The sequence below is a fragment of the Paenibacillus sp. alder61 genome (assembly GCF_020179875.1).
Taxonomy (GTDB): domain Bacteria; phylum Bacillota; class Bacilli; order Paenibacillales; family Paenibacillaceae; genus Fontibacillus; species Fontibacillus faecis.
This window is the reverse complement of record NZ_JAIUDG010000004.1, coordinates 291728-305291: the sequence shown is the minus strand read 5'-3', so window position 1 is coordinate 305291 and position 13564 is coordinate 291728. Positions and strand designations below refer to the sequence as shown.

Here is a 13564-nt window from a genome sequence, read left to right as displayed (position 1 = left end):
TCGTGTGGGCTAGACTATAGCTCTTGTTTGCCATCTAAGACCATTCCTTTCATTATTGAGCCTGAACATCTCAATTTTATGGGAATGGTCTTGTTGGTCAAACCCTAGATCCCTCCACCCGCATAGCGGGTGGTTTTTTGTTTCGCACGCTTCGCGTACTCAACTGGCTAAAGCCACTAATAAAAGCGGGAGCCGGACCAAAGGCGGTCACGATATAGCCTCCGAACATCGGCCCCGCGACCGCCGCGGCGGAAGTGACGCTCGTGACGGTTCCGAACACCCGCCCGGTCAGCGATTCCGGCGTCCGCTGCTGGAGCGTCACCTGGAACGGAATAAACACGAGACCGGCACCGGTGCCGGCAAGGAAATACAGAGCCAGCATCAAGGCATGGCCGGAAGCCCCGAGCAGGCCGCCGCTCACGGCAAAGTATCCCGCCCCGGCAAAAACGGCCCCGAGCAGAACGCCGCCCGTCCCCATCTTCATAAGGGGGGTGCAGCGACGCAGCAAACCGTTTAGGCCCGCGGCCGCCAAGGTTCCGAACCCGCTGAGCGCGATGCTCCATCCCAGCATATCCTCCGGCATCCCCGGAATTTCCCGGAACAAGACGACGGTCTGAGAATCCGCAACCTGGAGGATCAGGAGCGCCATCGCCAGCATCAGCAGGCCGAAAGCGATAAGCGGAATGCGGGCGATGGCCTTCACCCCCTCGGTCAACTCCCCCCAGAAACCGGGCTTCTCCCCCGGATTGTCAACTTCCGCCGAGCTGCCGGCTCCCGCTCTTCTGCCGGGGACGGCGAGCAAAATCAAGCCGGATAAGAGAAAGGAAGCCGCGTCGATCATAAAGCAGGAGGTGATGCCAAAGGCAACGGTCAGCATGCCGCCGAGCGCGGGCCCGATGATTTTGCTCCCCTGCTCGATTATGGCGCTGTATGAGACGGCTTTTTCCATATGCTCGGGGAGCACCACTTCCTTGATTTTTCCGTTTTTGGCCGGCGAAAAAAGCACATCGAACACGCTTTTGGCGATTAACAGCGCATAAACCTGCCAGAGATGCGTCACGAACACAAGGCCAAGGACGATAACAAAGCGGACGGCGTCCGCAACGATCATCAATTTTTTGCGTTCCATCCGGTCGGCCAGCACTCCTGCGGCCGGGCCGCCCAGCAGCATCGGAATCAGCATGCAGAGCATGGTGGCCGTAATCTGCCACGGCGTGGCCTCCCACTTTAATCCGATCATCGTCAGTAAGGCCAAAATATGCAGCCAGTCCCCCAGATTGGAGATCAGCTGCGAGGCCATCAAGGCCAGGTACGCCTTGTTTTGCAGGAGTCCTCCTTCGGCAGCGATTCGGGCTTGCGGTTGTTTCATGATAGATCCCACCTGTTCCTTTGATTTACGAGATCTATCATATAAAAACAGCCGCTTCCTTCCCTCCTTCGGCCGCCTGATTTCCGCGGGTTCCTGTGGAATGAAATTTCACTCGGTCCCGGGACGGAGATTTCCCATAGTTAGACAAAAAATTAAATCTGCAAATTGTGATAAATTATATTTTTTTCAATCCGCCGGGTGTTCTAAGATAGCAGTGACAGTAACTCCAATAACCATACTTCACTTCGATATTTCGAAAAAATAGAATAAGGCGGGATGAACATGTTGAAAACCGAGGAACGCGGAACCGATTTGTCTTTGCATCTCTACCGGGTTTTTGCCAAATCGTTCAAGAGCGTCAATGAGCATGCCGTAACCGGGAGCAAGATCCAAGGGTTTAATCCGACGGCTTTTGCCGTATTGGAAGTGCTTTATTACAAAGGCGCCCAGCCGATTCAGCAAATCGGCGCCAAGCTGCTCCTGCAAAGCGGAAACGTCACTTACGTCATCGACAAGCTCGAGTCGGCCGGGTATTTGCACCGCACGCCCTGCCCACGGGACCGGCGCGTTATTTTTGCGGAGCTGACGCCGAAAGGCAAGGAATTAATGGACCAGCTGTATCCTGAGTTCTCGGAGCGGATCAACCATGCGCTCAGCGGGTTGAATGACGAGGAGAAGCAAATCATGATCGAGCTGTTGAAAAAAATGGGCCGCGAAGCCGAAAAATTAGCCCCGCTTCCCCGCAAGTAAAGAAATCGGAATTGCGCTTCAACCGAGGAGAACACTCCTTGTTGAGGCGCATTTTTTTGTGCCTGGAATCAAATGGCCAGGTTTAAAAAGATGCAAATCTGCAGGAATTTCGGCCAGTCGGAGGGGCATGTTTTAAAAAAGATGCGATAGTGCAGGAATTTTCTGCGGAGTCAGGGGTTAGAGGGGTTCTATGAATAAAAACCTGCAGATTTGCAGGAATTTCTGATTTGCTGGCCTCATCCGGTGAAAAAGCCTGCAGATTTGCAGGAATTCACAGTTGCGGACAGATGTGGTGGTCAACTGCGAACGGATCTGTTAGCCGCAAACAGATGCGGTGGTCACTGCGAACAGGATCTGTTAGCCGCGAACAGATGATGGTGGTTACTGCGAACGGATCTGTTAGCAGGAACAGATCTGAGGGGAGATACGGTCAACCGCGGCAGCCGCGGACACAAAACAGGCCGCCCCTTGGGGCAGCCTTGTCTTGTAATCCGAAATCCGCTTAATGAGTAGGGTCCATATCTTTGGCCTTGTGATGATGGCGGGCGTCCGCACGCTTCTGGTCGTTGATATCCTGCTGCATCTGCTGCGCCTCCTGGCTGTTGACCGGGGAGCGGTCCAAATCCTGAACGACATTGCTCAGGTTTTTGTCGGCGGATCCTTTGACACGCGTCATTCGGCTGTCCTCCCTTTCCTATGTCGATTTGGTAAGCCGGTGGAGAGCTTGCGCACATTCATGAAGATGACGGACATAGTCCGAAGTCATCTCCTGGATTTTTTCGCTCCGCTCATTGACGGTCTGCCCGTCCTTCTCCACATCGACCAATTCCACGCGAACCTCGCGCTGGTCCATATAAGAACATTCAAAATCGAAAGAGTAAAACTGCCGTCCCGCCGCATCGATATGAATCCGCAGTCCCCGCGGGTTCCCGAGATCCGCCTCCACCCGGGCCGAGTCGCCCGGATTCAAATACTCCGGCAACTGCCGCTGCCAGGCATGGACAAGCGAGCTTTGGTCCAGTGTCAATTCCTCATTCATGCTAACACCTCCCCTTTCCCGTTATGGTGCGGAGGAGGGCAGGCTTTTATACCTCTTCGGGTTCCGGGGCCTTACTCCGCAATCCGAGAGTGGACACCACGCCGAAAACGGCGATGACGGCCATAATGATGAACAGGACATGCAAGCTCCCGCCCAGCACATGCTTCAGCTCGTCCCACAGTTCTTGGGGCAGCAGGTGGACTTTTTCCGGCGACAGCAGGTTGTTGATGTCCTCCTGGGTCACCGGGATGCCCGAAGCCGTTCCGCTGGAAGTCCGCGATACAATGCCGAGGTTGATCAGCGCCCCGAACACCGTTACGGCAATCGTCTGGCCGATCGACCGCACGAACGAATTGAGCGCGTTGGAAGCTCCCCGCAGATCATAATTGACGGAAGATTGCGCGATGATGGTGAACACGGAGAACGAGAACCCGAAACCGAGCCCGTATAGCGCATTGAAGATCAACATGACGAAGATCGGCGTGTTGTCGTTGATGAAAGCCATTCCTACGGCCCCCAGGGCGATAATGCACATACCGATCAGCGAGGTCATCCGCGAGCCCCGGCTGATAATCCAGCGGGAGCCGAGCACGGAACCGAGCATCCAGCTGATCGACATCGGCGCCAGCACCAGTCCCGAAATCGTGGCGTTCTCCCCAAGCACTCCCTGCACAAACAACGGCAGGTAAGAGGTCAGGCCGATCAGCAGGGCGCTGGCCAGAAAACTCGCCACATTGGAATAAGCAATATCCCGGATCCGGAACAGCTTTAAAGGAACCAGCGGCTCTTCGGCACGTTTTTCGATGATGAAAAAGAGGACCAGCGAAATCCCCGCCACGATCAGCAGCCCGATCAGAAGCGGCGAGTTCCAGGCAATTTGCTGGCCGCCCGTAGCCAGGCCGAACAATAGCGCCGTAACCCCGACCGTAAACGTGAGCGCGCCCGCGTAGTCGATTTTGACCTTACGCGGCTCCCGCTGTTCTTTCAAATACTTAATGATAAAAATCAACGACACCAGTCCGAACGGAACATTAAATCCGAACACCCAGCGCCAATTCAACGAATCGACAAAATAACCGCCGAGCAGCGGTCCGACGAGCGATGAAATTCCCCATACCGAGCTGATCCAGCCCTGAACCTTCGCCCGCTCTTCCATCGAGTAAATATCGCCGATAATCGTAAAGGTCACCGGCGTCAAAGCGCCGGCCCCGATGCCCTGGATCGCCCGATATAAGATTAACTGCTCCATGCTCTGGGCCATCCCCGACAGCACCGAGCCCAGCAAAAACAGTACCGAACCGATCACAAACACCGGTTTTCTGCCATATAGGTCGCTAATTTTGCCAAAAATCGGCGTCGATACCGCCATCGTCAGCAGATAAGCGGTAAACACCCAGCTGAGCAGCTCGACCCCGCCCAGATCGCCGACGATCCGGGGGCCTGCCGGACCGATGACGGTCCCTTCGATCGCGGCCAAAAACGTGGATAACAGCAAACCGATCAAAATATACTTTCTTTTCATGTCGGTAACCACAACATAACTTCCTTTCTCTCCCGTTCGGGTTTTCACAAGAGTACTATTATAAAGGAAGCCTTATTAAAAAGAAAGGCAGCATGTCCCGGACAAACGCTCCGGTCTCTGCTGCCCACTTCTTCTAATATTCCCGTAAACGCCCCTTCTCCATCGTCCAAATGCGGGTCGGTTCCCCGGCAAAAAACTCCGGTTCATGGGTGATCATCAAAATCGACGTTCCCTGGGCCACAGCCTCCCTGCACAGACGCGAAAGCAGCCGGGCGCCGGCGTAATCGGTTCCGGCCGTCGGCTCGTCCAGCACGATCAACCGCTTGCCGGACATCAACCCCGCGGCCGCGCTGAGCAGGCGCTTCTCACCGCCGCTCAGCACATACGGCGACTCGCTCTCCCGGCCTTCGAGGCCGATCTGCCGCAGCAGCTCGGCCGCCTGCCGCAGGAGCGGCTCGGGCGTCGGCTCCTTCGCCCGCAGCCGCAGCGCGCGGCGCGGTCCGAAGAGCAGTTCGTCCAGCACCGTCGCGGCGACGAATTGCTGCTCCGGATGCTGAAACACATAGCCAATCTCGGCGGCCAGATCGTAGACCGACAGGCGGGAAGCATCCCGCCCTTGCCAGAAGACGGCTCCGGCGGGGGCCGGGAGCAGTCCCAGGATGAGCCGGGACAACGTGGTCTTGCCGGACCCGTTCTCCCCCCGCAGGATATGCCATTCCCCCGGGCATATCCGCATCGACACGTCCCGCAGGGCGCAAGGCCCTGCGGGGAGGGCGCCGCTCCGCCGCCGCGCGGCCCTTTTGCCTTCGCCATAGGCAAAGGAAAGGCCGCGAATCTCCAGCAGCGGCGGCGAAGCGTCCGTGCGCGCCGCGCGCAAAGCCGCGGCCGCGGGCGCTGCCGCCGCGGAGACCCGCGTCTCCGCCGGCAGCAGGCCCAACCGCGCGAGCCGCCCGCGGTGCTCGCGCAGCAGCGGCTCAACCGGCCCGTCGAGCACGACGCGGCCGGCATCGAGCACAACCAGCCGCGGCGCGGCCAGGGCGAGCTCGTCGAGCCGCCCCGTCACCGTCACCAGGGTCCGGCCCGCCTGGTGCAGCCGGCGCAGCAGCGCCAGCAGACGCCGCCGACCGCCGGCGTCCAGATTCGCCGCCGCCTCGTCGAGCACGAGGATCGGCGGCTCAAGCGCCAGCACGGACGCGATCGCCGCGCGCTGACGCCCTCCACCGGACAGCTCGTGCACCTTGTCCCGGCGGCGCTCCAGCAGCTCCACGTCCCGCAGGGCTTCGTCCACCCGACGCCGGATCACGTCGGGTGGCAGGCACAGATTTTCCGGGCCGAAGGCCGCCTCGTCCTCCACCAGTCCTTGGACAAGCTGGGCATCCGGGTCCTGGAACACCAGCCCGATCCGGCTCGCCAGATCCGCGATCGCCGCCGTTGCCGGGTCCAGCCCGTCCACCTCGATCCGGCCTTCCCGGTGGCCGCCGCCGGACCGCGGCAAATACCCGCTAAGCAGGCCGGCCAAGGCCGACTTGCCGCTGCCGCTCGCGCCGCACACCGTAACCCACTCCCCCGTCCGGACCCTCAGGGAAAGGCCGTCGATGACGCTCCGTGAGCCCTGCTCATAAGCGTAAGTCACGTTTTCAAGCCATATGGCGGTTGCCGGGTCCATTTAGCCCTCTGCTCCCCGATGCACCGCAAACCTCCGCAGCAGCCCACTGCGGGAAAGGGCGTCGCCCAGAAGCTTGGACAGCAGGCCGCATAGGACAATCCCGCTTAAAATCCGAACCGCCAGGGCGATAAGAAGAATATCGGTGCCCCATTTCATATAGCCGAACATCCGGGCCGCGAAGAAAAACCAAATCGGTACCATGGCCCCTCCAACCAGCAGCATAATCGGCAGATTCCACTTCCGGTACCGAAAAGCGGCAAAGATCGTCTCCGCCACGACCATGTAACAGCCGGCCGCCACAAAGCAGGAAGCGATTCCGTAAGCCGTCCCCATAAACGCTTGGACCACCGCGCCGATTCCGAAGGTAATCACCGCCGTCCCCGGTTTGCGGATGATGTAACAGGCAAGGAGTCCATAGACCATGTACAGACCGGTGATGGTCGAGGTCGCGATAGGACCTCCGATCCCGTTCAGCGCCTGATTCACCGGCGATATGTAAACCGTCAAAACGGCGTTGGCCGCGGCCAGCATCGCCATCAACACGATATCCAGCGTAGTGAACGCGGACCAACTAAACCCTTTTTTCTTTCCAGCTTCTTTCATTGCAGTTCCTCCCTCTCCAACCTCATTGTCAACCTATTGATAAAATATAGGTTGACAATAAAGATTCGTCAAGGTCTTTTTTGCAATTTGTCTTAGGAAATCCACAACAGCAGCGACGCCCCCGTAACGCTCAGCAGCATGACCGCATATCCCCCCGCCGATATGCGCGCTTCCCGCAAAAAGGTCCGGTGCCGAAATGCGCCAAAACCCTTGGCCTCCATGGAACCGGCCGTTTGTTCGATTCTCCGGACCGCCCCGGTAAAAACCGCGGTCACATTGCCGCGCCAGTTCTCGACGCGCTCCCCGAATCCCCGCGGCTTCCTTCCGTAGCGGATTTTGCGGGCTTCCGCCGCACTTCTGCCTTCCGCTTCCAGCATCGGCAGAAAGGTCAACGCCATCGAAACCCCGAAAGCGAAGCGGTATGGCAGCCTCAGCCGAATCGTCATCATCACGACGAAGTCCTGCGGATCGGTGGACTCGATATAAATCAGGGACGACAGAAACAGGCAAAACATCCGCAGCGTAATCGCCGCGGCGTAAGCGACCGGGCCCTCCGACAAGCGGATCGGCCCCACCTCGAGGACGGCCCCGCTCGGAGGCGCCGCCAATGCGGTGAGCAGCAGCAGCGGCAAGCCGAATATGGCGATATAAGCCATCCGTTTGGAGAGGCGGCGCCAGGTCATACCCGCCCCATAGCGAGCAACGGCCAGCAGTAGCGCCAGCATAAGGACTAACGGCAGCGGCCTGTCCCAATGCATGGCCAACACGGCGATGCAGAACAAGGACACCAGCTTGCTGAGCGGATCCAGGAGCTGAAGCGGGTCATCCTTGGCCGCCGCCGTCATACATTCGCGCCCCCCGAGTTTAAGCGCCGGTCGTAATCTTTTTTCAGCAATGAGTACATAATCAGGTCAACGAAACCTTCCTCGGTCTTCTGGTATTCCCGAAGCAGTCCCTCCTCCTGAAAACCCAGCGCGGCAAGCAGCTTGCGCGAAGCTTCGTTCCGCGGGTCAACCAGCGCTTCAATCCGGTTCAGCCCCATCGTCTCGTAGCCGTACCGGATGACCGTGCGCAGCGTTTCGGACATGTAGCCGCTGCCCCAGAACTCTTGCCCCAAATCGTAGCCGATTTCTCCCCGGAAGGCTCCCGCCAGTTCCCAAGTATTAAAACCGCAGCTTCCGATCACCTGTCCGGTTTCCTTTAATTCGATCGCCCAGCGCATCGCATCCTCACTCTCGGCCAGACCGTTCAACAGGTCGATCATCTGATGAGTGTCTTCGATGGAAGCAAACGGAGGGATATTCATATACCGGACCACCTCCGGATCACTCCAAAACTTGTGCAATGCCGGACCGTCTTCCCGCTCCATCCGCCGCAGCCGCAGTCTTTCACTCTCCAGCACCGGTATTTCACCGCCGCATTTAAACAACTCCATCTCCTCCGATTCCTGAAATATCCATATAATATTAGACCGCAATAGTCCTATTTTATCTAACCATACCTGACCGGCCAACGTCAAAATCCCCCATATCCAAGCCTCGTTTACATAAAAAATACAGTCATCGCGATTTTCTTCGCATTCTTTCGGTGATACTATTTACAAAAGACCTTTTGCGGTTGCGGCACCACAATACAGACGGAAATGGGATAGGAGGTTGTCACAACTTATGATGTACTCGATTCTGATCCTCGCGGTATTGCTTTTGCTGTTGGCGGTTAACGGCATTACGCGGTTTGCCTTCCGGCAAATTACCCAAATGAAGCTTCAAACGTTCGAGAGCATTTTCGATTATCTTGAAGGCTCGGGCGTATTTACCCGGGAACGCTTTAACACTCTGAACAAAAGGGAGGTAACCATCACCTCCAAGGACGGTTTAAAGCTAAGCGGCTACATCGTGGAGCCCCATCCCGGCGTAAACAAGTGGGTAATTATCGTGCACGGGTATACCGTTTCCCTTCATGTATCCACCCAATATATCGATATGTTTGAACAAGAGGGCTTCAATCTGCTGCTGATCGATCAGCGCAGGCACGGAAACAGTCAAGGCACGTATACCACCTATGGTTATTACGAAAAATACGATGTGCAGTGCTGGGTTAACTGGCTGCTGGAGCAGTATGGGGACGATTGCGTCATCGGCTTGCACGGGCAATCGCTGGGCGGAGGAACCGTGTTGGAATATTTGGCCATTGCGGATCCGCATGTGAAATTCGTGGTCGCCGACTGTCCATATTCCGATCTGACCCGGTTGATGCGCCATCAGATAAGCGTACTGAACAAACTTCCGTCCTTCCCGCTCTTGCCTCTCGTGAACAGACGTATGGAACGCGTTGCCGGATTCCGGATGGAACAGGTAAGTCCGCTAAAAGCGGTGGAGAAAAGTCGGATTCCGGTGTTGTTCGTGCACGGAACTCGCGACAACTATGTTCCGACCTATATGAGCGAGGAATTGTATGAGCGCAAGCCTGAGCCCAAACGGCTGCTGCTCGTCGAAGGGGCCGTGCATGCCAACGCTTACGGGGTGAACCCCGCCCGGTATGCCGAAGAGGTGCATGCCCTGATCCAGGACGCATTGGAAGAGAATGTCCACCCCGCGGCGGCTTCCCACGTTCAAGAGTCCCGGCATTCCGCAGCCTACTCCTGAGAGAGGCCCGAATCGCTTAATTTCCCGAGCATTTGCGTCTGAGCCAGCACGATGTAATGATCCAGCCGTTGGCTGAGCTCCACGACGGCCTCGCTATTAAAGTTTGTCTCATCGGCCGCATGCATCAATTCAGCGCGCAGATGCTCGATCTTGTCCAATAAATCGGCGCTGACCTTGGGACGGCGCAGGCCTGGGGCGGAGCCGTTCGAGGAGATGGGCATAAGTTCACCTTCTTTGACTTCTTCCCGTCATTTTAGCTTATGATGCGAAAAACAATTTTTTCAAAATTTTGAAAAAAATTATCGTACTTTGTCAAATGTGACTAGCCAGCATTCAGCGCACCCAAAACAAGAACCGCCCGGACTTGGACCGGGCGGTTCTTGTTCGTTCAGGCAGAGCCGGCCTTGGCCTTGCTTTCCGTTTGATGAACCACATCGCATAGGCGCTTGAGCACCGTACGTATTTCCTTTATCTCATCCCTACCCGCGCCGGTGATGGAATACACATCGTTATGGGCGGTCAGAAAATTGTCTTCCGTCAGGCGGTCCAGTTCCTGCTTTACTTCGCGTTCTCCCACCTTGTATCCCTGTGCTTCCAGTTGCGTGAGCGTTTCGTTGACCGTGAGGTCTCCCTGTGTGGCTTCATGAAGCATCTGTATGCGTATGAACAAATTCTGCACGTCGGCGCGCATGGTAAGAACTCCCCTTTCCGGCGTTAAATCGTTCAATTTTTATATACCCCTGCCAATCAGCGCGGAAACAACGGGAATTCAGGTATAATAGGGGTATACGCAAAGGAGGAATTCCCTATATGTTTCAAGCCGAACAACCGACGGGGCCCCGTGAAGAACAGCAGCGGGCGGTTCTGTCCCAGCTTCAAGCGCTAATTGCCGGGGAGCGCAGCGCGGCCGCCAATCTGGCCAACGCTTCGGCGCTGCTCCATTTCTTTTTGCGGGACATTAACTGGGTAGGTTTCTACCTGTTTGACGGGCGCGAACTTGTGCTCGGTCCGTTCCAGGGACTCCCCGCCTGCATCCGTATTCCGCTCGGCAAAGGCGTATGCGGAACAAGCGCCGAACGCCGGGAGACGCTGCGAATCGAAGACGTCCACGCGTTTCCCGGACATATTGCTTGCGATGCCGCTTCCAACAGCGAAATCGTCGTTCCGATCGTCAAGGACGGAGAGCTGCTGGGCGTCCTCGATATCGACAGCCCGCTTAAAGGCCGCTTTGACGAGCAGGACCAGGCATTCCTGGAACGCTTTGTGGACGTTTTAAAGGAAGGCCTCGTGCTCCCGTTATCCTTGGTCTAAGTTTATGTCAAAAGGCCCGCCGGACGGTCATCTCCGCCGACGGGCCTTCTCACGCTCCGTTAATAAGTCTCGTCCGGCCTGCGGACGATCTCCATCCCCTCCACATGCTGTTTGGACATCAGCTTGCGCTTTTTGCGGTTTTCTTTCGTATCCAGCACGATGTCCAGATCATAATCCTCCGGATACAGCTGATCTTTTTTAAGATAGGGTTTCAACCGCTTCCGGTTGACTTTGATGCGCTGCTTCTGGATCAGGACGCCGACCGTCCCCCGCAAGTCTTCGGGTTCGCTGACGATGCCGATCTTCCCGAGAGCCGTTACATAGACGGCATCTCCGATCTCAAACCGATGAGGAGCCAGCTTCATCTCGTCCTCCCGCTCCTCCTCGCCGGAAGTATCGGTTTTAACCCGATGTCCGGAAGTTCCCCGCGCCTCTGGCCATCGGCGTTCCTTCTCCGTTAGCGCTCTAGCTTCGAGTTGCTTGTCTTCCTCCGGCCGAGCTTCGCTTATCCTTTCCGAGGCCGTTTCTGTTTGTGTTTGCGGTTGCGGTAACTGTCCGGCTATCGAATCCGCCGGCGAATCATTCCTTGCCGGCACGATCTCATCCCATACGGACACTTTGCCCCCCGCCCCGATCTGACGGCTGACGATATGCTGCGATCTGGCGATAATGTCCGCCGTAATCCCCAGTTTTCTGGCGATCTCGATGGCATAGCTCTGCCCGGCCCGGCCGATGGTCAGCTTATACAGGGGGCGCAGGGTGTCCGGGTCGAACTCCATCCGCGCATTCTCAAACCCCTCGGCCCGGGAGGCGAAAGTTTTCAGCTCGTTGAAATGTGTCGTCACCAGGACGGTCGCTTTTTTTCGGCTGAATTCCTCCAGGATCGCGATCGACAACGCGATTCCTTCTCCCGGGTCCGTGCCGGCCGCCAGTTCGTCGATCAGCAGGAGCGTCGACGGGCCGGCGACTTTTAACATCGCCACCAGGCTTTGAATCTGCGCGGAGAAGGTGCTAAGCGATTGCTCCAGGTTCTGCCCGTCCCCGATTACCGCCATGATGCCGCGGTAAACGGCAAACTCGCTGCCGGGGCCTACCGGTACAAGCAGGCCGGATTGCACCATCAAGGACAGCAGGCCGAACGTTTTGAGCACCACCGTTTTCCCTCCGGTGTTCGGTCCCGTGATGATTAAAGTTTTATAATCGGCGCCGATTTCCAAATCCAACGGTACCATGCTGCCGAGCAGCTTCGGATGCTTCGCCCCGCGCAGCACCGTTCTGCCTTTGTCATTGACGCCCACGGCTGCGGCGTCCATCGAAGCGGCATATTTCGCCTTGGCAAAGATAAAATCGTACAAGCCGGTAATTTCGATATTCCCGGTGATGCTTGCGGCCTCCTTCTCCACGAGCTCGGTCAGATAGCCGAGAATCTTCGCTTCTTCCCTGGCTTCCTCGCCCTGCAGCAGTTCCAGTTCCCCCTGCAAGGACGAGATTTCGTCCGGTTCGATAAATACCGTCTGCCCGCTGGTCGACTGGTCCAGCATCCGCCCCTTGACCTGCCTGTAAAATTCCTTTTTGACCGGTATGACATAGCGGCCTCCCCGCACGCTGACGATGCTCTCCTGTAAAATCGCCGCGTGCCGGGACATGACGGAGTGCATTTTCTTATTTATTTTCTCTTTAAGCATATCGATTTTCCGGCGGATTTTCTCGAGGTCGCGGCTCGCTTCGTTCGTAATGACACCGTGCCGGATGCAGCGCATAATCTCCTGCCGCAATTCGGGCAAATCCCGCAGGGAAGCCGCGTAAATACCAATCTGCCAGGCGGCGTCGCCTTTGGACTCAATATACTTCTTCAACTGTCCGCAGCTCTGCAGGAAGGTCTGAACCGCCGTCAAATCCTGTTCCGTGAACAAATACCCCGTTCCCAGCAAGGAAGCGACGAGTTCGATGCCTTCCAGGGACGGCAGCGGAACGCTCGATCCTCTGCCGATCAGTTCCCGCGCCTCGGCCGTTTCGGCTATCGCGCGTTCGATCGGTCTGAGTTCTTCCATCGGGACCAGCCTGGCGATGCGGGCCCGCCCCTCGTAAGAAACGGCGAACGCGGACAAGTCTTGTTTCATACTTTCGTACTCCAACATATTTAACGTAAAGTTTTCCATGATCCATAGATTCCTCCTGTACATGTGGTAACAACAGAAAAAGGGCAAAAGACAGCACGAAAATGCCATCCTTTGCCCTTTTTTATCCGCAAAATGCAAAATGTCTTTTCTTTATCGGATGTGAATGCCGCAAAAAAAGCCGTGCTGAAAAACAGCACGGCTTCGGGAATATAGATCCGAAGAAACAGACAGCGGCCAAAAGCGCTGAATGATTGTGTTCGTGTGTTCTTAACTAAATTCAGAGACCGAAAAGAGGCGCAAAAAATCAGAGGTTCCCTTGTGTCTCAAAAAAAACAAAACACAATGAACCGAACCTTCGTTTCTTCCGGTCGCTATGAAATTAATTAGTTAAGAACGCTCACCGACATCAAAATCTCTCCTACACTTTGCGGATGCCTTCAATTTACCAAAAAATACAGTTAAGTGTCAACTAAGCGATATAAGGCCCGTATCCCTGCCTTTCACTTGGGATATCTTGTTAAATGTGTGAATTGATTTAT

The 13564-nt window shown here is 56.4% G+C and carries 14 protein-coding genes; 3 read left to right on the top strand and 11 right to left on the bottom strand.

Features of this window, described 5'->3' with window-relative positions; all coding sequences use genetic code 11:
• Positions 1-97 precede the first annotated feature (97 nt).
• Complete coding sequence (locus LBW89_RS06275; protein ID WP_225038768.1) at positions 98-1369, bottom strand: MFS transporter; 1272 nt, start codon at positions 1367-1369, stop codon at positions 98-100.
• 282 nt (positions 1370-1651) lie between these two features.
• Between LBW89_RS06275 and LBW89_RS06270 the strand changes: the two genes are divergently transcribed.
• Positions 1652-2119, top strand: a complete 468-nt coding sequence (locus LBW89_RS06270; RefSeq protein WP_148455722.1) for a MarR family winged helix-turn-helix transcriptional regulator — start codon at positions 1652-1654, stop codon at positions 2117-2119.
• A gap of 502 nt (positions 2120-2621) precedes the next feature.
• Here the strand turns inward: LBW89_RS06270 and LBW89_RS06265 are convergent.
• From LBW89_RS06265 to LBW89_RS06235, 7 genes are all read right to left on the bottom strand, one after another.
• Positions 2622-2795, bottom strand: coding sequence for a hypothetical protein (locus tag LBW89_RS06265; protein ID WP_170287149.1), 174 nt, complete (start codon positions 2793-2795; stop codon positions 2622-2624).
• Positions 2796-2813: 18 nt separating this feature from the next.
• Complete coding sequence (locus LBW89_RS06260) at positions 2814-3158, bottom strand: hypothetical protein (RefSeq protein ID WP_148455720.1); 345 nt, start codon at positions 3156-3158, stop codon at positions 2814-2816.
• A 46-nt stretch (positions 3159-3204) separates the two neighbouring features.
• Positions 3205-4680: an MDR family MFS transporter gene (locus LBW89_RS06255; protein ID WP_225038772.1), complete on the bottom strand. Its 1476-nt coding sequence runs from the start codon at positions 4678-4680 to the stop codon at positions 3205-3207.
• Between the two features lie 133 nt (positions 4681-4813).
• Complete coding sequence (locus LBW89_RS06250) at positions 4814-6346, bottom strand: ABC transporter ATP-binding protein (protein ID WP_225038767.1); 1533 nt, start codon at positions 6344-6346, stop codon at positions 4814-4816.
• Positions 6347-6949 carry an ECF transporter S component gene (locus tag LBW89_RS06245; RefSeq protein WP_148455716.1) on the bottom strand — a complete coding sequence of 201 codons (603 nt, stop codon included), beginning with the start codon at positions 6947-6949 and terminating at the stop codon, positions 6347-6349.
• A 92-nt stretch (positions 6950-7041) separates the two neighbouring features.
• Positions 7042-7794, bottom strand: a complete 753-nt coding sequence (locus tag LBW89_RS06240) for an energy-coupling factor transporter transmembrane component T family protein (protein ID WP_148455714.1) — start codon at positions 7792-7794, stop codon at positions 7042-7044.
• The gene (locus LBW89_RS06235) at positions 7791-8384 is read right to left on the bottom strand and encodes a GNAT family N-acetyltransferase (RefSeq protein WP_148455711.1); all 594 of its coding nucleotides are present in this window, start codon (positions 8382-8384) and stop codon (positions 7791-7793) included. The genes LBW89_RS06240 and LBW89_RS06235 overlap by 4 nt, the downstream gene beginning before the upstream one ends.
• A 232-nt stretch (positions 8385-8616) precedes the next feature.
• On the opposite strand from LBW89_RS06235, the gene LBW89_RS06230 reads away from it, so the two are divergent.
• Complete coding sequence (locus tag LBW89_RS06230; RefSeq protein WP_148455709.1) at positions 8617-9594, top strand: alpha/beta hydrolase; 978 nt, start codon at positions 8617-8619, stop codon at positions 9592-9594.
• Here the strand turns inward: LBW89_RS06230 and LBW89_RS06225 are convergent.
• Positions 9585-9815, bottom strand: coding sequence for an aspartyl-phosphate phosphatase Spo0E family protein (locus tag LBW89_RS06225; protein ID WP_148455707.1), 231 nt, complete (start codon positions 9813-9815; stop codon positions 9585-9587). The two genes, LBW89_RS06230 and LBW89_RS06225, sit on opposite strands and share 10 nt — an antisense overlap.
• 167 nt (positions 9816-9982) lie before the next feature.
• A complete protein-coding gene (locus LBW89_RS06220) occupies positions 9983-10285 on the bottom strand; it encodes a hypothetical protein (RefSeq protein ID WP_148455962.1) in 303 nt (100 codons plus the stop codon).
• A gap of 119 nt (positions 10286-10404) precedes the next feature.
• Between LBW89_RS06220 and LBW89_RS06215 the strand changes: the two genes are divergently transcribed.
• A complete protein-coding gene (locus LBW89_RS06215; RefSeq protein WP_148455705.1) occupies positions 10405-10905 on the top strand; it encodes a GAF domain-containing protein in 501 nt (166 codons plus the stop codon).
• Between the two features lie 59 nt (positions 10906-10964).
• Here LBW89_RS06215 and LBW89_RS06210 read toward each other — a convergent pair whose 3' ends face one another.
• The gene (locus tag LBW89_RS06210) at positions 10965-13064 is read right to left on the bottom strand and encodes an endonuclease MutS2 (protein WP_148455703.1); all 2100 of its coding nucleotides are present in this window, start codon (positions 13062-13064) and stop codon (positions 10965-10967) included.
• Positions 13065-13564 lie beyond the last annotated feature (500 nt).

What these genes read in the sequence shown, in the direction of transcription:
- LBW89_RS06275 (WP_225038768.1), bottom strand. Translation starts at nt 1,369, where the DNA reads ATGAAACAACCGCAAGCCCGAATCGCTGCCGAAGGAGGACTCCTGCAA.
- LBW89_RS06270 (WP_148455722.1), top strand. Translation starts at nt 1,652, where the DNA reads ATGTTGAAAACCGAGGAACGCGGAACCGATTTGTCTTTGCATCTCTAC.
- LBW89_RS06265 (WP_170287149.1), bottom strand. Translation starts at nt 2,795, where the DNA reads ATGACGCGTGTCAAAGGATCCGCCGACAAAAACCTGAGCAATGTCGTT.
- LBW89_RS06260 (WP_148455720.1), bottom strand. Translation starts at nt 3,158, where the DNA reads ATGAATGAGGAATTGACACTGGACCAAAGCTCGCTTGTCCATGCCTGG.
- LBW89_RS06255 (WP_225038772.1), bottom strand. Translation starts at nt 4,680, where the DNA reads ATGAAAAGAAAGTATATTTTGATCGGTTTGCTGTTATCCACGTTTTTG.
- LBW89_RS06250 (WP_225038767.1), bottom strand. Translation starts at nt 6,346, where the DNA reads ATGGACCCGGCAACCGCCATATGGCTTGAAAACGTGACTTACGCTTAT.
- LBW89_RS06245 (WP_148455716.1), bottom strand. Translation starts at nt 6,949, where the DNA reads ATGAAAGAAGCTGGAAAGAAAAAAGGGTTTAGTTGGTCCGCGTTCACT.
- LBW89_RS06240 (WP_148455714.1), bottom strand. Translation starts at nt 7,794, where the DNA reads ATGACGGCGGCGGCCAAGGATGACCCGCTTCAGCTCCTGGATCCGCTC.
- LBW89_RS06235 (WP_148455711.1), bottom strand. Translation starts at nt 8,384, where the DNA reads ATGGAGTTGTTTAAATGCGGCGGTGAAATACCGGTGCTGGAGAGTGAA.
- LBW89_RS06230 (WP_148455709.1), top strand. Translation starts at nt 8,617, where the DNA reads ATGATGTACTCGATTCTGATCCTCGCGGTATTGCTTTTGCTGTTGGCG.
- LBW89_RS06225 (WP_148455707.1), bottom strand. Translation starts at nt 9,815, where the DNA reads ATGCCCATCTCCTCGAACGGCTCCGCCCCAGGCCTGCGCCGTCCCAAG.
- LBW89_RS06220 (WP_148455962.1), bottom strand. Translation starts at nt 10,285, where the DNA reads ATGCGCGCCGACGTGCAGAATTTGTTCATACGCATACAGATGCTTCAT.
- LBW89_RS06215 (WP_148455705.1), top strand. Translation starts at nt 10,405, where the DNA reads ATGTTTCAAGCCGAACAACCGACGGGGCCCCGTGAAGAACAGCAGCGG.
- LBW89_RS06210 (WP_148455703.1), bottom strand. Translation starts at nt 13,064, where the DNA reads ATGGAAAACTTTACGTTAAATATGTTGGAGTACGAAAGTATGAAACAA.